Annotated in this window: 21 protein-coding genes; 17 read left to right on the forward strand and 4 right to left on the reverse strand. The window is 44.1% G+C overall.

Features of this window, described 5'->3' with window-relative positions; genetic code table 11:
- The first annotated feature begins 9 nt into the window (after positions 1 to 9).
- The 6 genes from HPC40_RS07145 (at position 10) to hemB (ending at position 4,959) form a co-directional block, all read left to right on the forward strand.
- Complete coding sequence (locus HPC40_RS07145) at positions 10 to 654, forward strand: ubiquinone biosynthesis accessory factor UbiJ (protein ID WP_208118807.1); 645 nt, start codon at positions 10 to 12, stop codon at positions 652 to 654.
- Complete coding sequence (gene ubiB, locus HPC40_RS07150) at positions 654 to 2,288, forward strand: ubiquinone biosynthesis regulatory protein kinase UbiB (RefSeq protein ID WP_208118808.1); 1,635 nt, start codon at positions 654 to 656, stop codon at positions 2,286 to 2,288. Before HPC40_RS07145 ends, ubiB begins: the two co-directional genes overlap by 1 nt.
- 107 nt (positions 2,289 to 2,395) lie before the next feature.
- Positions 2,396 to 2,629, forward strand: a complete 234-nt coding sequence (tatA, locus tag HPC40_RS07155) for a Sec-independent protein translocase subunit TatA (protein ID WP_208118809.1) — start codon at positions 2,396 to 2,398, stop codon at positions 2,627 to 2,629.
- A gap of 3 nt (positions 2,630 to 2,632) precedes the next feature.
- Complete coding sequence (gene tatB / locus HPC40_RS07160; protein ID WP_208118810.1) at positions 2,633 to 3,148, forward strand: Sec-independent protein translocase protein TatB; 516 nt, start codon at positions 2,633 to 2,635, stop codon at positions 3,146 to 3,148.
- 5 nt (positions 3,149 to 3,153) lie between these two features.
- A complete protein-coding gene (tatC, locus tag HPC40_RS07165; protein ID WP_208118811.1) occupies positions 3,154 to 3,882 on the forward strand; it encodes a twin-arginine translocase subunit TatC in 729 nt (242 codons plus the stop codon).
- A 57-nt stretch (positions 3,883 to 3,939) separates the two neighbouring features.
- Complete coding sequence (gene hemB, locus HPC40_RS07170; protein WP_235972349.1) at positions 3,940 to 4,959, forward strand: porphobilinogen synthase; 1,020 nt, start codon at positions 3,940 to 3,942, stop codon at positions 4,957 to 4,959.
- Positions 4,960 to 4,966: 7 nt separating this feature from the next.
- On the opposite strand, the gene phoR is transcribed toward hemB, so the two are convergent.
- The 4 genes from phoR to HPC40_RS07190 form a co-directional block, all read right to left on the reverse strand.
- Entirely contained in the window at positions 4,967 to 6,235 is a 1,269-nt protein-coding gene (gene phoR / locus HPC40_RS07175; RefSeq protein ID WP_208118812.1) for a phosphate regulon sensor histidine kinase PhoR, read from the reverse strand.
- Complete coding sequence (phoB, locus tag HPC40_RS07180) at positions 6,235 to 6,882, reverse strand: phosphate regulon transcriptional regulator PhoB (protein WP_235972355.1); 648 nt, start codon at positions 6,880 to 6,882, stop codon at positions 6,235 to 6,237. Before phoB ends, phoR begins: the two co-directional genes overlap by 1 nt.
- Positions 6,883 to 7,077: 195 nt before the next feature.
- Complete coding sequence (gene gorA / locus HPC40_RS07185; RefSeq protein ID WP_208118814.1) at positions 7,078 to 8,430, reverse strand: glutathione-disulfide reductase; 1,353 nt, start codon at positions 8,428 to 8,430, stop codon at positions 7,078 to 7,080.
- A 107-nt stretch (positions 8,431 to 8,537) separates the two neighbouring features.
- A complete protein-coding gene (locus HPC40_RS07190; RefSeq protein WP_208118815.1) occupies positions 8,538 to 9,380 on the reverse strand; it encodes a 23S rRNA (adenine(2030)-N(6))-methyltransferase RlmJ in 843 nt (280 codons plus the stop codon).
- Positions 9,381 to 9,512: 132 nt separating this feature from the next.
- On the opposite strand from HPC40_RS07190, the gene prlC reads away from it, so the two are divergent.
- The 11 genes from prlC (at position 9,513) to glmS (ending at position 21,982) form a co-directional block, all read left to right on the forward strand.
- On the forward strand, positions 9,513 to 11,546 hold the full coding sequence (prlC, locus tag HPC40_RS07195; RefSeq protein WP_208118816.1) for an oligopeptidase A: 2,034 nt from the start codon (positions 9,513 to 9,515) through the stop codon (positions 11,544 to 11,546).
- An 86-nt stretch (positions 11,547 to 11,632) separates the two neighbouring features.
- Complete coding sequence (locus HPC40_RS07200; RefSeq protein ID WP_208118817.1) at positions 11,633 to 12,130, forward strand: YbhB/YbcL family Raf kinase inhibitor-like protein; 498 nt, start codon at positions 11,633 to 11,635, stop codon at positions 12,128 to 12,130.
- A gap of 118 nt (positions 12,131 to 12,248) precedes the next feature.
- Positions 12,249 to 13,166 (forward strand): glycine--tRNA ligase subunit alpha, encoded by a 918-nt coding sequence (gene glyQ / locus HPC40_RS07205; RefSeq protein ID WP_208118818.1) that lies wholly within the window; start codon positions 12,249 to 12,251, stop codon positions 13,164 to 13,166.
- A gap of 57 nt (positions 13,167 to 13,223) precedes the next feature.
- Complete coding sequence (locus HPC40_RS07210) at positions 13,224 to 14,231, forward strand: restriction endonuclease (RefSeq protein WP_208118819.1); 1,008 nt, start codon at positions 13,224 to 13,226, stop codon at positions 14,229 to 14,231.
- A gap of 39 nt (positions 14,232 to 14,270) precedes the next feature.
- A complete protein-coding gene (gene glyS / locus HPC40_RS07215; protein ID WP_208118820.1) occupies positions 14,271 to 16,340 on the forward strand; it encodes a glycine--tRNA ligase subunit beta in 2,070 nt (689 codons plus the stop codon).
- A gap of 58 nt (positions 16,341 to 16,398) precedes the next feature.
- Complete coding sequence (gene nudC / locus HPC40_RS07220) at positions 16,399 to 17,196, forward strand: NAD(+) diphosphatase (RefSeq protein ID WP_208118821.1); 798 nt, start codon at positions 16,399 to 16,401, stop codon at positions 17,194 to 17,196.
- Complete coding sequence (gene hemE / locus HPC40_RS07225; RefSeq protein ID WP_208118822.1) at positions 17,177 to 18,244, forward strand: uroporphyrinogen decarboxylase; 1,068 nt, start codon at positions 17,177 to 17,179, stop codon at positions 18,242 to 18,244. The genes nudC and hemE overlap by 20 nt, the downstream gene beginning before the upstream one ends.
- A gap of 3 nt (positions 18,245 to 18,247) precedes the next feature.
- Entirely contained in the window at positions 18,248 to 18,835 is a 588-nt protein-coding gene (locus HPC40_RS07230; RefSeq protein WP_208118823.1) for a YjaG family protein, read from the forward strand.
- Between the two features lie 162 nt (positions 18,836 to 18,997).
- On the forward strand, positions 18,998 to 19,273 hold the full coding sequence (locus HPC40_RS07235; protein WP_208118824.1) for an HU family DNA-binding protein: 276 nt from the start codon (positions 18,998 to 19,000) through the stop codon (positions 19,271 to 19,273).
- Between the two features lie 122 nt (positions 19,274 to 19,395).
- Positions 19,396 to 20,136 carry a DeoR/GlpR family DNA-binding transcription regulator gene (locus HPC40_RS07240; RefSeq protein ID WP_208118825.1) on the forward strand — a complete coding sequence of 247 codons (741 nt, stop codon included), beginning with the start codon at positions 19,396 to 19,398 and terminating at the stop codon, positions 20,134 to 20,136.
- A gap of 13 nt (positions 20,137 to 20,149) precedes the next feature.
- Positions 20,150 to 21,982 carry a glutamine--fructose-6-phosphate transaminase (isomerizing) gene (gene glmS / locus HPC40_RS07245; RefSeq protein ID WP_208118826.1) on the forward strand — a complete coding sequence of 611 codons (1,833 nt, stop codon included), beginning with the start codon at positions 20,150 to 20,152 and terminating at the stop codon, positions 21,980 to 21,982.
- Positions 21,983 to 22,102 lie beyond the last annotated feature (120 nt).

Here is a 22,102-nt window from a genome sequence, read left to right on the forward strand (position 1 = left end):
AGGTGGAAAATGGCAGTTTCACTGATAACACAGTTAATGTTACCACAAATGGGCAATGCCGTGCTTGAAACATTGTTAAATCAAATAATTAAACGCAGCCCCAATGCGAAATTGCAGTTGCAACGTCTTGCAGGAAAAGTTCTACTGCTTGAATTTGACGCGCCTCAGCTTCAACATTATTTTATCTTCTCGCATACGGCTATTGATGTATTGCACCATTACAGCGGTGAGGTGGATTGTCATCTAATTACCCGCCCAACTGTGCTTATACCGCCTCCGAAAAAAGCACAAATCAGCCAACTGATTAATGATAAACGCATTGTGCTACATGGCGATTTACAAATTTTGCAAGAGTTTACCGCACTTTTAGATGCCATCGAACGGGATCCAGCCGAGTTATTATCGCCTTATTTTGGCGATGTGTTAACGCATAAAGCGACATATTTATTCAGGCAAGTTGTGGCGCACGTCAAAGAGCAAAGTGCGGTTACAAAACGCCATTGGGGGGAAAGATTAACAGAAGAATGGCAAGTGGCAATGCCCGCAAATGCAGTCAATAGTTTTCGTCATGATGTACATGAATTGTCGAAAGACGAGCAGCGTTTGTCAGAAAAAATTGATACCCTTTACCAACAAATCAAGGAGCAACACTAATGTGGGGGCACTCTCGTTTTTACCATATTATTAGTGTGTTGTTGCGCTATGGGCTGGATCAGCATCTGCCAGAAAATCGTTATACTCGACCGATTCGTTGGGCGCGGAAAAGCCTTTTTTGGATTAAAAATCGGCATCCTGCGTTGCCGTATGGCGTTCGTTTGCGTCTTGCGTTGCAAGAACTAGGACCGGTGTGGATCAAATTAGGGCAGATGCTGTCAACGCGTCGCGATCTATTTCCGCCCGATATTGCAAATGAATTGGCATTGTTACAAGATCAAGTAGAGCCGTTTTCAGGCGTATTAGCACGAGCGGAAATTGAGCGATCCTTAGGGGGCGCACTTGAAACGTGGTTTTGTGATTTCGATGAAACCGCACTTGCTTCGGCGTCGATTGCACAAGTGCACACGGCGCGTTTTAATGACAACACGCCATTTGCAGGAGAAGATGTTGTATTAAAAGTGATTCGTCCGAATATTGAAAAATCTATCCGTTCTGATGTGAAGTTAATGTATCGCTTAGCAAGCTGGATTCCACGTTTATCAAGTGAAGGGCGTCGCTTGCGTCCAGTGGAAGTGGTGCAAGAGTATGAAAAAACACTGTTTGATGAGTTGGATTTGCGCCGTGAAATGGCTAATGCGATGCAGCTGCGTCGTAATTTTGAAAACAGCCCAATGCTTTATATCCCGAAGATGTATAGTGATTTTTGCTATAAAAATGTCATCGTGATGGAGCGTATTTACGGCATTCCTGTCTCAGATATTGATACATTGCATGCGCGTGGCACCAATATGAAGCTGCTGGCAGAGCGTGGCGTGCAGGTATTTTTTACGCAAGTATTTCGTGACAGCTTTTTCCATGCGGATATGCACCCTGGCAATATTTTTGTGAATCCTGAGCATGTGGATAATCCCCAATATATAGGGATTGATTGTGGCATTGTCGGCTCGTTGAATCGGGAAGATAAACGTTATTTAGCTGAGAACTTTTTAGCCTTTTTTAATCGTGATTATCATCGCGTGGCTGAACTGCACGTTGATTCAGGCTGGGTGCCAGCTGATACGAATGTGCAAGAGTTTGAGCAAGCGATTCGTACGGTATGTGATCCGATATTTGCCAAACCGCTCAGTGAAATTTCGTTTGGGCATGTGTTATTGAATTTATTTAATACTGCTCGACGTTTTAATATGGAAGTACAACCTCAGCTTGTGTTATTACAAAAAACGTTACTGTATATTGAAGGATTAGGGCGGCAAATTTATCCACAACTTGATTTATGGCAAACGGCGAAACCATTTTTGCAAAATTGGCTTGATGAACAAGTGGGTATAAAATCCATTTATCGCAATATTCAAGATAAAATGCCGTATTTTCGTGAACATTTTGCCGAATTTCCAGAAACATTATATCATGCCTTGTTGCAACAAAAAGAGATTAGTCAACAGCTCGCACACTTAAACGCTAACCTTGTTAAAAATCGTCGAGCACAGAAAAACCGCACTTTTTATCTCGGCGTGGGAAGCGTGGTATTTATCAGCACACTGTGGCAGTATACGTATTTACCAAAAAGCCTAAGTGCGGTCTTGATTGTGCTGGCATTTTTGATCTGGGGCTATGGATTATTTAAAAAATAGCATTTGAGCTGATTGTCAATTGACTAACAAGGCGTGATAGGTTATAAACCTAGCAAGTTTTTATGAACTATGTCACGGCATAGTATTAACTCAAATAAGAGGTTTTTATGGGTGGTATTAGTATTTGGCAACTCGCCATTATTGTTCTGATCATTGTGTTGTTATTTGGTACAAAAAAATTGAAAAATTTAGGATCTGATTTAGGCGAGTCAGTCAAAGGCTTTAAAAAAGCAATGAAAGATGACGATAAAAAAGATGCTGAATTTAATTCTAGCCTTGAAAATAATCCAGCGAAAACCAGTGCCGAAACAGCAAAACAAAAAGATAACGAACAGGCGTAATTTGTGTTTGATATTGGCTTTTCAGAGCTTTTACTGATTTTTGTTGTCGGCTTGGTTGTGCTTGGGCCGCAACGCTTGCCAGTGGCTATTCGCACCGTGGTAAGTTGGATTCGTACTGTTCGAGGTTTAGCGGCTAATGTGCAAAATGAACTTAGCCAAGAGTTAAAATTGCACGAATTGCAAGAAAGTATCAAAAAAGCAGAGCAGCTTAACCTAAGTGAGTTGTCTCCTGATTTAGCAAAAAATATTGAGGATTTAAAACAGTCTGCACAAACGATGCAACAGCAGTTACAACAGGAACAAAACTCAATTAACAATGCGATTAATGAGCGAGTTAAAAGTGTGGAAGATGAGCACGCCGATGATCTTGCTGAAGCCATTGAAGCAGAAAGTGAACACACAACTATCGTTGATGAGCCTGATGTACCATGGCAATATTACGGTAGCGATATTCCCCCAGAGGCTGAAGAAGGCAGTGTTCCTGAAAAAAATGCGTTGTCAGCCCCATCTAAAGAGTAGTGATTATGTCATCTGTTGAAGATTCACAGCCATTGATTAGCCATTTGGTTGAGTTACGCAATCGTTTATTGCGTGCCATTGTATGCGTGTTAATTGTTTTTGCTTGTTTAGTCTTTTTCTCAAATGACATTTACCGCTTGGTTGCATTGCCGTTGGTCAATCAAATGCCTCAAGGGGCGAGCATGATTGCAACAGGGGTCGCTGCACCGTTTTTTACGCCACTCAAATTAACGGCGATTGTCTCTGTCTTTCTGTCCGTTCCTTTTATTCTTTACCAAATTTGGGCGTTTGTTGCCCCTGCATTGTATCAGCATGAAAAACGCTTAGTCTATCCGCTTTTATTTTCCAGCACGCTACTCTTTTATGTGGGCGTGGCATTTGCGTACTACGTGGTGTTCCCGCTGGTATTTGGTTTTATGACCCACACGGCACCTGAAGGTGTCACCATTGCGACTGATATTAGTAGTTATCTGGATTTTGTATTGACGATTTTTCTTGCGTTTGGGATCTGTTTTGAAGTGCCTGTGGCGATTATTTTACTGTGCTGGACTGGCATAACCACGGCAGAGGATTTGCGGAAAAAACGCCCCTATATTTTAGTTGCCGCCTTTGTGATTGGTATGTTGTTGACACCGCCTGATATTTTTTCGCAAACGTTATTGGCGTTGCCGATGTTTTTGTTATTTGAAGTGGGGGTTTATTGCTCACGGTTTTATCAACCAAGAGAAGACTGACCGCACTTTTTGTTTTACAAGGCGCCACGGGGCGTCTTTATTATTTAAGGACTCAGTATGAATATTCAAATGCCTTTTGCACCGTTTCCACAGGGGAGAATGCGTCGTTTGCGTCGACACGATTTTAGTCGTCGGTTAGTGGCTGAACATCAGCTTTCGGTTAATGATTTGATTTATCCCGTATTTATTATGGAAGGCGAAAATCAGCGTCAGGCGGTGCCGTCAATGCCAGGTGTAGAGCGTTTAACACTTGATCAACTGGTCATGGAAGCACAAGAGCTTGTTGATCTTGGTGTGCCAGTGATTGCACTTTTCCCTGTAATTGAACAAGATAAAAAATCCTTATTGGCGGAAGAGGCTTATAATCCGCAAGGGTTGGTGCAACGTGCGGTGCGTGCATTAAAAGCACAATGTCCGAGTTTAGGTGTGTTGACGGATGTTGCACTCGATCCTTTCACTACGCATGGGCAAGATGGCATTATTGATGATGAGGGCTATGTGCTTAATGACATCACCACCGAGATTTTGGTGAAACAAGCCCTCTCTCATGCAGAAGCGGGGGCAGATATTGTCGCTCCTAGCGATATGATGGATGGTCGTATTGGCGAAATTCGGATCGCACTTGAGCAACATCGTTTTGTGCATACGCAAATTATGGCGTATTCAGCAAAATATGCGTCGTGTTTTTATGGCCCATTTCGAGATGCGGTAGGCTCGAGTAGCAATCTTAAAGGTGGTAATAAAAAGACATATCAGCTTGATCCTGCCAACAGCGACGAAGGTCTGCGTGAAGTGGCGCTAGACTTGCAAGAGGGTGCAGATATGGTCATGGTGAAACCAGGCTTGCCATATTTAGATTTAGTATATCGTGTGAAGCAGCAATTTGGGGTGCCAACCTTTGCTTATCAAGTCTCAGGGGAGTATGCCATGTTACAAGCCGCCATTGATAATGGCTGGTTGGCAGAAAAAGAGAGCATTTTGGAGTCGTTACTGTGCTTCAAACGTGCTGGGGCGGACGGTATTTTAACCTACTATGCGAAAAAAGTGGCGCAGTGGTTGCGCTTAGAACGCGATTAGGTTGACTTTAGTGTGGTGGCGGGAGAAGAAATTCATCATCCACAGTAAAGGAAAAGAGGCTTCCTTCACCAACCGCACTTTCAATATGTAACTGGCTATTGAGATGAATTAATACATGCTTGGCAATAGCCAGTCCAATGCCGCTACCTTGTGCGGTGCGTCCCTCATCTATGCGATAAAATCGCTCTGTTAAGTGCGGAATGTGATGTTTGGCAATACCAATGCCGTTATCTTGCACGGCAAAATAGGCTCCCTTTTCGCTACGTTGCCATTTGATATTCAGCTGGGTAGCGTGGGCATGTTTTACTGCATTAAAAATTAAATTGCTGATTAAATTTGTTATTTCAACATGGTTGCCTTTTATCCACAGATCGTCATCTAGAACCGTGCTAATAGCTAATGTATTTTGAGATAATACTTGGGCTTCTTTTTGCACTTGCCGTACAATCTCACTCACATTGACCGCACTTTGATGTTCATGATTCGCCGATGTCTCAATTTTAACTAGTAAAGTGAGCTGATTGAGCAAACTTTCCATACGAGCCACTTGTTGACGCATAATGTCAATCGTGCGCTGATGTACCTCTGGCGCAATATTATTATCTTGTAGTAGTTCTAAATAGCCTTGTAGCACGGTCAGTGGGGTACGTAATTCATGATTGAAGTTAGCAAGAAAAAGTTGGCGAGCATGGAGAAGTTTAATCATCTGGGTAATGTCTCGCGCGATAAAAATGGTTAATGCTTCGTCATAGTCGCCTTTGGATATTTCAATGTACTGCTCATTGTTTGGCATTAATATCAACGGTGCACTATGCTGTGTATTTTCGACATAGGCTTTGAATTCAGGGTAAAAAATGACATTAAAAATATTTTTGTGTACTTTTTTATGCCAATAAAAGCCAAACAGTTCTTGCGCGGCGATATTGCACCATAAAATGGTGCCGTTATGTTGGCAAATGATGACACCATCAGGTAAAAATTTGATGTGTTTGTTTAAACGAGAGAGTATTCGTAGCGTTTTGATACGTTCTTTGCGAGTGCGCCTTTTTTGATAGGCAATGGTTTGCGATAGCGTATCCCAAATACCCATATAATGCTTTTTATTAAGGTCCGCTTTATGCAGCCATTTGAGTAAATTGTTTTCGTTATAGTGGTGGAACAATAAGACGAGCATCAAGAAGCACGTGAACCATATCCAAAAGTGACCTGCAAAGTATTGAAAAATGAAGGCTAACACCGCAGTTAGTAGTAGCTCAATGCTGAAATTAATTAACATTACAGATTCTCACACGGTTTAGAAAAGCGGTAACCTGCACTACGCACCGTCTGAATGTAACGGTGAAAACCATAGGGTTCAAGATTTTTGCGTAAGCGGCGAACATAGACATCGACAGTGCGATCTTCCACATAAATATCGTTGCCCCATACCCGATCGAGCAATTTTTCGCGACTGTGCACCTTTTCGGGATGCGTCATAAAATAGCAAAGTAATTTAAATTCTGTCGTACTTAAATGAATTTCATGCTGTTGGTAATGAATGCGATGGCTATCAATGTTAACAGTCAGTCCATCAATGTTAAGTTGTGGCTGATGTTGGGTAATACCAGCACGGCGCAACACGGCATTTAAGCGTGCGAGCAACGTTTTTGGGGAAAAGGGCTTCGTGATATAATCATCTGCTCCCGTATTTAGCCCTGCGATGCAATCTGCTTCATCAATTTTGGCTGTTAGCATAATCACTGGAATCGAAGCATAATCAATATGTTGCTTGAGATATTGCAGAAATTGCAAGCCAGAACGTCCTGGTAGCATCCAATCGAGCAAAATTAAATCAGGGTTATCGACTAATCGTTGTTGTGCGTGTTGATAGTCACGCGCTTGGCTCACATGGTAACCCTGCTGAGACAGCACTAATGCTATCATCTCACGAATGGCAAGCTCGTCTTCGACGATGAGTATGTGAGTTGCCACACAGCCTCCTTTCACGCATTTGTTTGCAGTTACTATATAAAAAGTGTACAGCACACTCAAGAGCACAATGACAAATCTGTGATAGCGGTATGGAAATGAGAATAAAAAAGTGCGGTCAGACCGCACTTTGCTTTTTTAGCGATGAAGTTAACGCATTGTGACAAACTCTTCAGAGCCTGTTGGGTGGATAGCGACGGTATTATCAAAGTCTGCTTTCGTCGCTCCCATTTTGATTGCAACAGCAAAGCCCTGAATCATTTCATCAACACCAAAACCAATGCCATGTAAGCCCACTATTTTTTCATCAGGACCTGCGCACACTAATTTCATACGGCAAGGCTGGCGGTGTTGGGTCACAGCGGTGTACATCGCAGTAAACGAAGAGGTATAGACTTTCACGTTCTCTTCACCGTATTGTGCTTTTGCTTGTGGCTCGGTCAAGCCCACTGTGCCGATTGGAGGATGGCTAAACACTACGGTTGGCACGAGATTATAGTCCAAATGTTCGTTTGGTTTATTGTTGAATAAACGTTCAGATAAGCGACGACCAGCTGCCACTGCCACCGGCGTGAGTTCAATTGCACCCGTGTTGTCGCCCACAGCATAGATGCCTTTTACGTTGGTATTTTGGAATTTATCCACCTCAATATAACCACGCTCATTGGTTTTCACACCCGCTGCGGCAAGGTTTAAATTATCGGTGGCAGGAACGCGACCAATTGCCCACACGACACAGTCAACGATGTGTTTTTCACCGCTTTCAAGCTCTAATGTTAAGCTACCATCGTTATTTTTGCGTATGGCTTTGGGTGTGGCATTTTTGTGTAGTGTTGGACCTTCGGCTTCAATAACCTCGACTAAAGTGTCCACGATTAAAGGGTCGAAATTGCGCAACGGTGCGTGTTTGCGTACAAATAGGTGCGTGTCCACTCCTAAGTTATGTAACACACCTGCCAATTCTACGGCGATATAACCTGCGCCCACCACCGCAACACGGTTTGGTAATGTTTCAAGGGCAAATACACCGTCCGAATTAATACCTAATTCTGCGCCCTCCACATTTGGCATGGACGGGCGACCGCCTGTGGCAATTAAAATATGATCGGCGGTAATTTTTTCGCCATTGACCTCTAAAGTGCGGTTATCGATAAATTTGGCAAAACCGTTGATCACATCCACGTTGTTATTGCCAAGTACGCGTTCGTAAGATTGATGAATGCGTCCGATGTAGGCTTGGCGGCTTTCGACTAACTTTTTAAAGTTAAAGCCATTATTCACTAAGTCAAAACCGTAGTCAGGCGCATATAAATTGATTGCTTCGGCAATTTGTGCGCCATACCACATCACTTTTTTCGGTACGCAACCCACATTGACACAGGTTCCACCTAGTGCTTTGGCTTCAATAATGGCGCATTTTTTGCCATAGCTTGCGGCGCGATTGATTGATGCAATGCCACCGCTACCGCCCCCGATCGCGATATAATCATAATGTTTAGTCATAACAGATCCTTTTTTATTTACGTTGTTAGTATTGTGCCGACATTTTGGCATAAATACCATTCGAAATTAATGATTGTTTTAATTGTTATCAACAATCTAACCGCACTTTACGTTTCACCCGCAAGCCACTCGAGACTCCAGCTTCCTGTGTCTGGACAGAGTGTTTGCACTAAAAATGGTAATGCCTCGCGCATTTGCGCTTCCAGTGTCCAAGGTGGATTAACCACAATCATGCCGCTGGCTGTCATGCCTCGTTGGCTGCTATCAGGGCGTATGGCAAGTTCAATTTGCAGGATTTTTTTGATGCCCGTCTGCTCAAGTGCGCGCCTCATCCGCTTGATATGCGTACGCAGCACAACGGGATACCAAATGGCATAAATTCCCGTGGCAAATCGTTTATATCCCTCTAAAAGTGCGGTTACAACGTGCTCATAATCGGTTTTGAGTTCATAAGATGGATCCATTAAAATCAGCCCGCGGCGAGTAGGTGGCGGGAGTGCTGCTTTAAGTTGTTGATAGCCGTTTCCACGCCAGCATTTGACATTTGAAAACGGTTGTAGCGTGCGTTTCAGCAATGGGAAATCGCTAGGATGAAGCTCACAGAGCAAGGCACTGTCTTGAGGGCGTAACAAATTGGCAGTGATGAGCGGAGAGCCAGCATAATAGCGTAGCGATCCGTCGCCATTGGTGGCTTTAATTTGCTTCACATAATCGCTCACCATCGCAGGCATTTCGTCGGTTGACCAAAGTTTAGCAATGCCATCGAGATATTCTGCCGTTTTTTCCGATTCTTTGGATTGCAGGCTGTAACGCCCCACACCCGCATGGGTATCGAGATAGAAAAACCCTTTTTCTTTTTGTTGTAGCGCACGCAAAATGGCAACAACGACAGTGTGTTTTAACACATCGGCATGGTTGCCCGCATGAAAACTGTGACGATAACTTAACATAGATAATCCTTATGTGAATTTGCTTAAGTGTACCGCACTTTTGTCTTTTTTTGATCCGAAAAATCCATCAGCCCTTGAATTTCTCTATGATTTGCCTAATCTAATAGGCAAATCACCAAAAAAGGATAACCTATGTCAAATCCGTTATTACAACTTGACGGTTTACCACCGTTTTCAAAAATTAAACCAGAACACGTTGTGCCTGCGGTAGAGCAGTGCATTCAAGAGTGTCGAAATACCATTGAAGCGGTGTTAAAACAACCGCACTTTACCTTTGAAAACCTCTATCAAACGGTCAGTCAAGCAGGCGATCGTTTGGGGCGCGTTTGGTCGCCGATAAGCCATCTCAATGCTGTGAAAAATAGCCCTGAACTGCGTGAAGCCTATCAAGCCTGCTTACCCTTGTTATCGGAATACAGCACATGGGCTGGGCAACATAAAGGGCTTTATGCGGCGTATCGCCAGCTTCAACAAAGTGATGAGTACGCAACACTGGATGTGGCACAACGCAAAGCAATCGATGATACCTTATTGGATTTTACACTATCAGGCATCGGGCTTGAAAAAGACAAGCAACAACGCTACGGCGAAATTGTTGCTCGCTTATCTGAATTGAGCTCACAGTTTAGCAATAATGTACTTGACGCTACGATGGGATGGGACATTATCATTACTGATGAAAATGAGCTAAAAGGATTACCAGAATCTGCGTTGCAAGCAGCGCGCGAAGCCACGAAAGCGGTGGAAAAAGACGGCTGGCGTTTTACACTTGAAATTCCAAGTTATCTGCCTGTAATGACCTATTGTGAGAACCGCACTTTGCGCGAAACACTCTATCGTGCTTACAGTACCCGTGCCTCCGATCAAGGTCCAAATGCCGGCAAATGGGATAACAGTGCCATTATTGAAGAGATTATGCAGTTACGTTTTGAGCTAGCACAATTGCTTGGTTTTAATACATACGCTGATTATTCTCTTGCCACAAAAATGGCAGAAAGCCCTGAGCAAGTGATGAATTTCTTAAACGATCTCGCCACGCGTGCCAAAGCCCAAGGCGAAAAAGAGCGGGCAGAATTAGAACAATTTTGCCGTGAACACTATGGCGTAACCGCACTTTCACCGTGGGACATTGCCTTTTACAGCGAAAAACAAAAGCAACATCTTTTTGCGATCAACGACGAAGAACTGCGCCCTTATTTCCCTGAAGATCGTGTGCTAAGTGGCTTATTTGAAGTGGTTAAACGCATCTATGGCATTTGCGTGAAAGAGCGGTTTGATGTGGACGTGTGGGATGATAATGTGCGGTTTTTTGATATTTTAGACCACACAGGTGAGCGACGCGGCAGTTTTTATCTTGATCTTTATGCCAGAGCGCATAAACGTGGCGGAGCGTGGATGGATGACTGCATTGGACGTAAGCGAGTAGGTGATCGTTTGCAAAAACCTGTTGCGTATTTGGTGTGCAATTTTAATAAGCCAATTGGTGATAAGCCTGCGCTATTTACCCACGATGAAGTAACCACATTGTTCCATGAGTTTGGACACGGCTTGCACCATATGCTTACCCTCATTGATGTTAGCGGTGTGGCGGGCATTAATGGCGTGCCGTGGGATGCGGTTGAACTGCCAAGTCAGTTTATGGAAAATTGGTGTTGGGAAAAAGAAGCCTTAGATTTCATTTCAGGGCATTATCAAACGGGTGAGCCGCTGCCAGCTGACAAACTTGAACAGTTGCTGAAGGCTAAAAATTATCAAGCAGCGATGTTTGTGTTGCGTCAGCTTGAATTCGGTTTATTTGATTTTTCATTGCACTACCATTTTGACCCGAAAAAAGGTGCGCAAGTGCCAGAAACGTTGAGTGCGGTGCGCAATCAAGTGTCGGTATTTAAGCCACTGGATTGGACACGCCCTGCGCATTCATTTAGCCATATCTTTGCAGGCGGCTATTCAGCGGGCTATTACAGCTATCTCTGGGCAGAAGTCCTCTCCGCCGATGCGTTTTCATTGTTTGAAGAGCAAGGTATCTTCAACCCTGAAACAGGCAAAGCGTTTTTGGATCATATCTTAAGCCGTGGTGGTAGTGAGCCGCCAATGGCTCTCTTTAAACGCTTTAGGGGGCGAGAGCCAAAACTGGATGCGCTATTGCGCCACAAAGGAATTAATTAGAGTAAAGTGCGGTTTGACCGAACTTTTGTTTTTGATTTCAATACGTTATAATGCACAAGAACCCTATTATAAATAAGGAGGCGTGTATGAAAGTAACAAGCTCGGGTATCATAAACGGTGTGATTGATGACAAATACGGCAAGCGCGGCGCACTTATCAGTGAGTTTGGTATGCCGACCTGTTCATTGCCTTTAAAGATTAGCGATGCACCAGCGGGCACCAAATCATTCGCCATTGTGTTAGAAGATAAAGATGCGGTGCCTGTGTGCGGTTACAGCTGGATTCATTGGCTCGCAGCGAATATTAAGCGTGATGAATTGGGCGAAAATGACAGCACATCCGCCACTGATTATATACAAGGCACCAACAGTTGGTCGGGGCTTATTGCAGGGCAAGATCGCCTACATTGTGCCTGCTACGGCGGCATGGCACCGCCCGACAAAGCGCATCGCTACGAGCTTTATGTCTATGCGCTTGATTGTGAATTGGATCTTAATGCAGGATTTTATTACAACGAGTTACATTTTGCGATGCAAGGGCATATTCTCGCACAAGCCTATCTTGTTGGCACCTACGATGCCTAAAATTCACAGCAGCCCCACTCGGGGCTGTTTTTTTGTGATAAAACGTATTATTTCCCGCCATTTCACAGTATAATATCCTAATTTTATTTCATCTAAGATCGAACGAGATACAAATCGAATGAACAGCAAATTTAATGTAAAAACTTTTCAAGGAATGATTTTAGCCCTACAAGACTATTGGGGCGAATTGGGATGCACTATTGTGCAGCCATTAGATATGGAAGTAGGGGCGGGTACTTCGCATCCAATGACCTGCTTGCGTGCACTTGGTCCTGAGCCGATGGCGAGTGCGTATGTGCAGCCATCACGTCGCCCAACCGATGGTCGCTACGGCGAAAACCCAAACCGTTTGCAGCACTATTATCAATTCCAAGTGGTGCTTAAACCGTCTCCTGATAACATTCAAGAGTTGTATCTTGGCTCTCTGAAAATGCTCGGTTTTGACCCAACCCAAAACGACATCCGTTTTGTGGAAGACAACTGGGAAAACCCAACCTTGGGTGCATGGGGCTTGGGCTGGGAAGTGTGGCTAAATGGCATGGAAGTAACCCAATTTACCTACTTCCAACAAGTTGGCGGCTTGGAATGTAAGCCTGTCACGGGCGAAATCACCTACGGGCTTGAACGCTTGGCGATGTATATTCAAGGGGTGGACAGCGTCTATGATTTGGTGTGGTCTGATGGCGTGCTAGGCAAAACCACCTACGGTGATGTGTTCCACCAAAACGAAGTGGAGCAGTCCACCTACAATTTTGAATATGCCGACACCGATTTCCTTTTCCACTGCTTTGAACAATACGAAAAAGAAGCCAAAGCCCTGCTGGAGCTGGAAAAGCCGCTGCCTCTGCCCGCGTATGAACGCATTTTAAAAGCAGCTCACAGCTTCAACTTGCTCGATGCCCGCAAAGCGATTTCCGTAACCGAACGCCAACGCTACATCCTCCGCATCCGCACGCTGACCAAAGGTGTCGCCGAAGCCTACTACGCCAGCCGCGAAGCGTTAGGGTTCCCGATGTGTGGAAATAAAATATCATAATATTTTTGATAAAAGTAAGATTTATTCTTCAATAGATAAGATCAATAGGATGAATGTATGTCGGTACCTAAGGTTTGGATGGTCAGAAGTGATGGTGGAAATCTATATGATTTTTTTAAAGATAATTCCGTGGTAGGTATTGGTTGGGAACTTCTTGCGGAAAAAGCGATAATGGGGGCAAATAGAGAAGAATTATTGGAATATTATAATCAAATAGAACCAAATACCAAAACAAAAAAGAAAGTAAGTGATGTGTCTCAAGTATTTCGTTTTGTCAATGATATTCAAATCGGGACTTGGGTTGTGACTTACTCTCCAGTTAATAGGACTTATTTGTTAGGAAAAGTAAATGGTTCAACTAAGTATACAGAAGAGTGGAAAGAAGATAATTTAAGTATCTCTAAACAGGTTATTTGGCAAGAAAAAGAAATTTTTAGGGATAGCCTTACTCAGGCAACTCGTAATTCTTTAGGGAGCATATTAACCGTTTTTGAATTACCCGAAAATGCGAGTGAAGAGTTAATAAGAGTATTACATCAAGAACCATCTAAGAAAGTTCCTCATCAAGATGATACAGAGCAGATTTTTGAAGAGAATATTTTTAAAGATCTTGAATTAAAAGCATTTGAAAAAATTAAAGATCTTATAAACCAATTAGATTGGAAGGAAATGCAAGAACTGGTTGCAGGTGTATTACGGGCAATGGGGTATAAAACCCAAATTTCTCTATCTGGTTCAGATAGAGGAAGAGATATTGTTGCTTCACCAGATGGATTTGGGTTTGAACATCCTCGTATTATTGTGGAAGTAAAACATAGAGTATCGACTATGGGAAGTCAAGAAATACGAAGTTTTTTAGGTGGTAGACATTCGGGAGATAGTGGTCTTTATGTAAGTACAGGAGGCTTTACTAGAGAAGCTAGATATGAAGCGGATAGAGCAAAAATTCCATTGGCACTTTGGTCATTAGATGAGTTAGCTAAAGCACTCATACAAAATTATGATCAAGTGGATTATACAATAAAACAGCTAGTTCCACTAAAAATGACATATTTTCCAATATAATCACATACAGTATTAAAATTGAATAATGAGTTTATTACAATGACAACACAAAATTTTTTAGTTGAAATCGGCACGGAAGAGTTGCCACCGAAGGCGTTGAAATCGTTAGGATTGGCGTTTGCGGAGAATGTTAAGGCGGAGCTTGCACAAGCGGGGTTGAGTTTTGAAAAAGTGGACTGGTTTGCTGCGCCACGCCGTTTGGCGGTGAAGGTGACCGCACTTTTAACCCAGCAGCCGAGCAAAGAGATTGAAAAACGCGGGCCGGCGGTGGCTGCCGCCTTTGATGCTGACGGCAAGCCGACCAAAGCGGCACTCGGCTGGGCGCGCGGTTGTGGCATTGAGATTGATCAAGCTGAGCGGCTAAAAACCGACAAAGGCGAGTGGTTGTTTTATCGCACGGTGGAAGCGGGCAAGCAAACCAAAGCCCTGTTGGCGGATATGGTAGCCAATGCACTGGCGAAATTGCCAATCCCGAAACCGATGCGTTGGGGGGATAAAACCGTGCAATTCATCCGCCCTGTACACACCGTGACCATGTTGTTTGGTGATGAGTTGATTACAGGCGAAATTTTAGGTGTAAAATCCGACCGCACTTTGCGTGGTCATCGCTTTATGGGCGAGCCTGAATTGCAAATTAATAATGCTGATCAATATCCTGCCATTTTACTGGAAAAGGGCATGGTGGTGGCGGATTTTGCAGCGCGTAAAAACAAAATTCGCCAAGACGCAGAAAACGCTGCCGCACAGCTCGGTGGTGTGGCAGATATTGACGAGGATTTGCTCGATGAAGTCGCCTCTTTGGTGGAATACCCAGTGGTGCTGACCGCTAAATTTGAAGAGCGATTTTTAGCGGTGCCAGCGGAAGCGTTGGTTTACACCATGAAAGGTGATCAAAAATACTTCCCGATTTATGATAACAATGGCAAATTGCTACCGCACTTTATCTTTGTTTCTAACATCAATCCTGACGATCCGAGCAAGATCATTGAAGGTAATGAAAAAGTGGTGCGCCCACGTTTGTCCGACGCCGAGTTTTTCTTCAAAACCGATTTGAAACAGCGTTTAGAAGATAATTTGCCACGCTTAAAAACCGTCTTGTTCCAACAGCAGTTAGGCACGTTGTTTGACAAAACCGCACGCATTGAAAAACTTAGCGGCATCATTGCAGAACAAATTGGTGCCGACAAAACCAAAGCAGAGCGTGCAGGCTTACTGTCAAAATGTGATTTGATGACCAATATGGTGTTTGAATTCACCGACACGCAAGGCGTGATGGGCATGCACTATGCTCGCCATGATGGTGAAGACGAAGATGTTGCGGTTGCACTCAACGAGCAATATATGCCACGTTTTGCAGGTGATGAGCTGCCGCAAAGTGCGGTTGCCTGCTGTGTGGCATTGGCGGATAAAATCGACACGCTCACGGGTATTTTCGGCATTGGTCAGCATCCGAAAGGGGATAAAGACCCGTTTGCGTTGCGTCGTGCTGCACTTGGCGTACTGCGTATTATTGTGGAGAAAAACCTGCCGCTGGATTTGCAAACTTTAGTGGAAAGTGCGGTTGCGCTCTATGGGGATAAACTGAGCAATAAAAACGTGGTGGCTGACGTGGTGGATTTCATGCTCGGGCGTTTCCGTGCGTGGTATCAAGACGAAGGCTTTAGCATTGACGTGATTCAAGCGGTGCTGGCGCGTCGTCCAACCCGCCCTGCGGATTTTGATGCCCGCGTGAAGGCGGTTTCGCATTTCCGAACCTTGCCACAGGCACAAGCATTAGCCGCAGCGAACAAGCGTGTGTCTAACATTTTAGCCAAAGTTGATGGTGAGATGCCAAGCCATATTGACCGCACTTTATGTGTGGAAGAGGCTGAAAAAGCGTTGGCAGACAATGTGTTGCGTTTAAATGCTGAATTGCAGCCACTGTTTGATAACAGTGATTATCAACGTGCGTTAGAGCAACTCAGTGGCTTGCAAGAGAGTGTGGACGCGTTTTTTGAAAGCGTGATGGTTAACTGCGAAGACAACAAACTGCGCAACAATCGTTTGGCGATTTTATTTAATTTGCGTGCGCTGTTCTTGCATATTGCGGATATTTCGCTGTTGCAATAACGGCACAAAGAGAAGCCGTTTTATTGCAAAATAAAGCGGCTTTTTTCTAGGAGACACAATGCACATCATCGCACCCGAACACCGTAGTTACTGGCTAATTGCACAAGGCTCCAGCCTCTATTTGCCACAAGGTGCGTTGCCATACGGCAAGGCTGAAATATTTCATCTTGCGGGCAAGCAAGGGCTGTGTATTGGGCAATATCAGGGGGAAAAGGTTACTCTGGTGCTGGATTGTGCCGACCGCACTTTTGAATTGACCTCGTTGCGTAATTGTCTCGGCTGGGATGAAGAGCTGTTTAACCTGCTTAATCGTGGCGTGAGTTTGCATCATTTTTATCAAACGCACCGCTTTTGTGCCAAGTGCGGCGCGCCGACGCGTATCATGCAGCCATACGAAAGTGCGGTGGAATGCACAAAGTGCGGTCATCATACTTACCCGATTTTATGCCCGAGTATTATCGTGGCGGTGCGCCGTGGCAAGCAGATTTTGCTCGCCAACCACCTGCGCCATAAAGATGAAAAAATGTACACTGTGCTGGCGGGTTTTGTAGAGCCAGGCGAAAGCCTTGAGCAAGCCGTAGCGCGTGAAGTGTTTGAGGAAGCGGCAATTCAGGTGAAAAATATTCGCTATGTGGGTAGCCAGCCGTGGGCGTTTCCCAATTCGTTGATGCTTGGCTTTTTGGCTGAGTATGACAGTGGCGAGATTGCTATTCAGCAAAGTGAACTTGCTGATGCCCAGTGGTTTGATGTTGACCGCACTTTGCCGCATTTACCGCCTGTTGGCACTATCGCCCGACACTTAATTGCCATGACAGAAGAAATAATAAGGACAAACAATGTCAGACTTAAAAAATGATCGTTATTTGCGTGCATTATTGCGTGAACCCGTTGATGCAACACCGATTTGGATGATGCGTCAAGCGGGGCGTTATTTGCCAGAATATAAACAAACCCGCGCGCAAGCAGGCGATTTTATGTCTCTTTGTCGCAACGCCGAGCTGGCATGTGAAGTCACCTTGCAGCCGCTGCGCCGTTATGATTTAGATGCCGCCATTTTATTTTCGGACATTCTTACAATCCCTGATGCGATGGGGCTGGGCTTGAGTTTTGGTGCAGGCGAGGGGCCGAAATTTGCTCACCCGGTTACCTCAAGTCGTGATGTGCAAAACTTACCTATCCCTGATCCTGAAGAGGAACTGGGCTATGTGATGAATGCAGTGCGTACGATTTATCAGGCGTTAGATGGCCAAGTGCCACTGATTGGCTTTTCAGGGAGTCCGTGGACGTTGGCAACGTATATGGTGGAGGGTGGTTCAAGTAAGGCGTTTACTAAAATCAAAAACATGCTCTACGCTGAACCGCATGTGTTGCACCAACTGCTCGATAAACTCGCTGAGAGCGTCATGCTTTATCTTAATGCACAAATTGCCGCAGGTGCGCAGGCGGTGATGATTTTTGATACATGGGGGGGCGTGCTGGCGCACCGTGATTATCGCACGTTTTCGCTACAATATATGCATAAAATTGTTGATGGGCTGACCCGCACCGCACGCAATCGCCGTGTGCCAGTAACGCTATTTACTAAAGGCGGTGGTTTGTGGCTGGAAGCCATTGCGGCCACAGGCTGTGATGCCATCGGGCTAGATTGGACGGTCGATATTGCGCAAGCACGTGAGCGCGTTGGTGATAAAGTTGCGTTGCAAGGCAATTTAGATCCTAGTGTGTTATATGGTTCAAGCGAAAAAATTGAAAGTGCGGTCAGTGAAATTCTGCACGATTTTGGATATGGTTCGGGGCATGTGTTTAATCTTGGACATGGCATTCATCAGGATGTGCCCGTTGAAAGTCCAAAAATCTTAGTAGATGCTGTGCACCGTCTATCAACACCTTATCATCAAGGATAATTTATGCGAAATCCGATTCACAAGCGTCTTGAGCGGTTTGAAAGCTGGCAACATCTTGCGTTTATGACCGCACTTTGCGAGCGTATGCAGCCCAATTTTGCCTTATTTTGGCAATTACATGGGCAAGAGCATGGGAAAGTGTATCAAAATATGCTCAATTTAGTGTGGGAGTATCTCACCGTAAAAGGGGCAAAAATTAATTTTGAAAGCCAGCTTGAAAAATTTGAAGATTTGATCCCGAATATCAATGACTTTGATGAATATGGCGTGTTCCCAGCAGTGGATGCAGCGCAAGCATTGTCGGAGCTTTTGCATGCCTTGATCTCGGGCGAAATGCTTTCTCAGTCAATTTTGGTAAGCCAAATTTCGCTCAAAACGGTGTCAGAATTATTGGAGGCGGAACAAAATCGCACATTAAATGAGCAAGATCTGAAAGATAGTGCTGAAATAGAGCAGGAATTAGATGTGCAATGGGCGGTCTATCGTGCCCTGAATGGAGCGGAAGAACGCGATCTTGAACTGTTAAATAGCTTAAAAAATGAGCTTAGGCTGGAAGGGATAAGTAATATTGGTATAAAAATTGACCATTAAATGTGACATCTCGCATATTTCTCGCATTTAATGCTTTTAATATCGAGTGCTTTGCATTAATCTTATATGGACTGTTTTATCAACAGATCTTGAACCAACGAAATTGATTATTCAATTGATGCAAAAGTTATTTTAAACACTAATAAATGAGGGTTATTAATTATGAATAAAGCAGAATTAATTGATGCGATTGCGGCAGCTGCTGAGTTAAACAAAAAACAAGCAAAAGCTGCTTTGGAAGCCACTTTAGAAGCGGTTACCAAAAGCCTTAAAAAAGGTGAGCCAGTACAATTGATCGGCTTTGGTACATTCAAAGTGAATGAGCGTAAAGCACGTACTGGTCGCAATCCACAAACAGGTAAAGAAATCAAAATCCCTGCTGCTAAAGTTCCTTCTTTCGTATCAGGTAAAGCATTGAAAGACGCTGTAAAAAAATAATTTTTGTAGAATAGAAAGCCCTCGCCTAGGCGAGGGTTTTTTTATGTCGACAAAGTGCGGTTGACTTTTAATGGTATTTCGATTATGCTTTCGAACCGAAATTAATTTTATTTTGGTTTGAAATGACAGCAAAAGCGCGGCGTGAAGAGATTATTTCTCTGCTAGCACAGCAGGGCAAAGTACAGGTAGAGCAGCTGGTGGCACAGTTTCGTGTGTCAGAGGTGACTATTCGTAAAGATCTCAGCATACTTGAGCAGCAAGGACGTTTAGTGCGCTGCTATGGTGGCGCGAAGTTAGTGCCAGAGCAGGAACGCCATTTGCAATTTTCGCAAACACAACAGCGTATTGCAAAAGCAGCGGCGTCGTTGGTGGGCAATCATCAACGTATTATTATTGATTCTGGATCAACGACAGCGGCACTCATTGAGGCGTTAGCATACAAAAAAGGGTTGGTGATTATGACCAACTCGCTTGATGTCGCTAACCAAATCCGCCATCTTGCCAATGAGCCAACCTTATTAATGACGGGCGGCACGTGGGATTTTCGCTCGGAGTCATTTCAAGGTGCTATTGCCGAAAAAGCGATTCAATCTTACGATTTTGATTGGCTTTTTATTGGTGCGGATGGCATTGATGAGCGCGGTACAACAACATTCAATGAAGTGGTTGGTTTAAGTCAAGTGATGGCAAAGGCGGCACAAAACGTTGTGGTGCTCGTGCAGGCGGAAAAATTTGGACGTAAAATGCCTAATCTTGAATTGGATTGGCAACATATTGATATAGTGATAACTGACGCGGAGCTGCCAGCAAAAGTGCGGTTAGAAATAGAACAGAAAGCAGTACAACTGATTATTGCAATGTAATAAAGGATTTTTTATGTGTGGAATTGTAGGTGCCGTGGCACAACGTGATGTCGCAGAAATTTTAATTGAAGGGCTTCATCGCCTTGAATACCGTGGGTATGATTCTGCGGGGTTAGCCGTAGTTGATTTACAACATAATTTACAGCGAGTACGTTGTTTAGGCAAGGTCAAAGCATTAGATGAAGCGGTGGCAAAAGATCCATTGGTCGGCGGTACGGGCATTGCACATACCCGCTGGGCAACCCATGGTGAGCCGAGTGAACGCAATGCGCATCCGCACGTGTCGGGGGATATTGTTGTTGTCCATAATGGCATTATTGAAAACCATGATGTATTACGCAAAGCCTTACAAGCGCGTGGTTATGAATTTCAATCCCAAACGGATACAGAAGTGATTGCACACTTGGTCGAGTGGGAATACCGTACGTGTGATTCCTTATTAAGTGCGGTGCAAAGTGCGGTCAAGCAGCTTGAAGGAGCCTATGGCATGGTGGTGATGGACAAAAATGAGCCAGAACATCTAATTGCAGCTCGCTCAGGTAGTCCATTGGTTATCGGGCTTGGCTTAGGGGAGAATTTTCTTGCTTCCGACCAACTTGCATTGCTCAGCGTCACCCGTCGCTTTATTTTCCTTGAAGAGGGCGATATTGCCGAAATTACACGACGCACTATTGATATTTATAATGCAGATGGTGAGAAAGTTGAGCGTTCAGTACATGATTCTAATTTGGAAAACGATGCGGCAGATAAAGGTAAATTTCGCCACTACATGCAAAAAGAGATTTATGAGCAACCATCAGCAATTATCAACACCCTTGAAGGGCGAATTTCAGACAATTCAGTTGTCATCGATAGCATTGGTAACGGGGCGCGCGACATTCTAGCAAAAGTGGAGCATATTCAAATTGTCGCGTGTGGAACCAGTTATAATGCCGGTATGGTTGCACGTTATTGGTTTGAATCTTTGGCAGGCGTGGGATGTGATGTGGAAATTGCCTCCGAATTCCGCTACCGCACTTTTGTTACCCGCCCAAATAGTTTGCTGATCACCCTTTCTCAATCAGGGGAAACTGCCGATACATTAGCCGCACTACGCTTAGCAAAAGAAAAAGGCTACATGTCGGCAATGACCATTTGTAATGTGCCAGGATCCTCACTTGTTCGTGAAAGTGATTTAGCCTTTATGACGCGTGCGGGGGTTGAAATCGGTGTTGCATCAACTAAAGCCTTTACCACCCAATTAGTCAGCCTACTTTTACTTGTGGCAGCGGTTGGTAAGTTAAAAGGGCATATGAGTGATTCGCAGGAACAACGTATAGTGAAAGCGTTGCAAAGTTTACCTGCAAAAATTGAACAAGCCCTTACATTTGATAGTATGATCGAGCAGCTTTCTGAAGACTTTGCTGAAAAACATCATACACTATTTTTAGGGCGCGGAGAGTATTATCCGATCGCATTAGAAAGTGCGCTCAAACTCAAAGAAATTTCCTACATTCACGCTGAAGCCTATGCCGCGGGTGAGCTTAAACATGGCCCTTTAGCCTTGATTGATGCGGATATGCCAGTCGTGGTGGTTGCGCCAAACAATGACCTGTTGGAAAAATTAAAATCCAATATTGAAGAAGTTCGTGCGCGTGGCGGGCAGCTTTATGTATTTGCCGATGAAAAGGCAGGCTTTGAATCCACAGCAGATATGAAAATTATTGCGATGCCAACGGTTGATGAGGTGATCGCACCCATTTATTACACTATCCCAATGCAACTATTAAGTTATCATGTTGCCTTGATTAAAGGTACAGATGTAGATCAGCCACGTAATCTCGCTAAAGCTGTCACAGTGGAATAATATTAATTTTATGACGATCTCAAGTGTCACCGCACTTGAGATTGTTTATTAAATGGCCTTATTTGTTTGTTTAATAATCAATTGAAGAGAAAATTTCATCTTTTTCTCAAAAAAGACTTG

The sequence above is a fragment of the Spirabiliibacterium falconis genome (assembly GCF_014885015.1).
In the GTDB taxonomy this organism is placed as follows: Bacteria; Pseudomonadota; Gammaproteobacteria; order Enterobacterales; family Pasteurellaceae; genus Spirabiliibacterium; species Spirabiliibacterium falconis.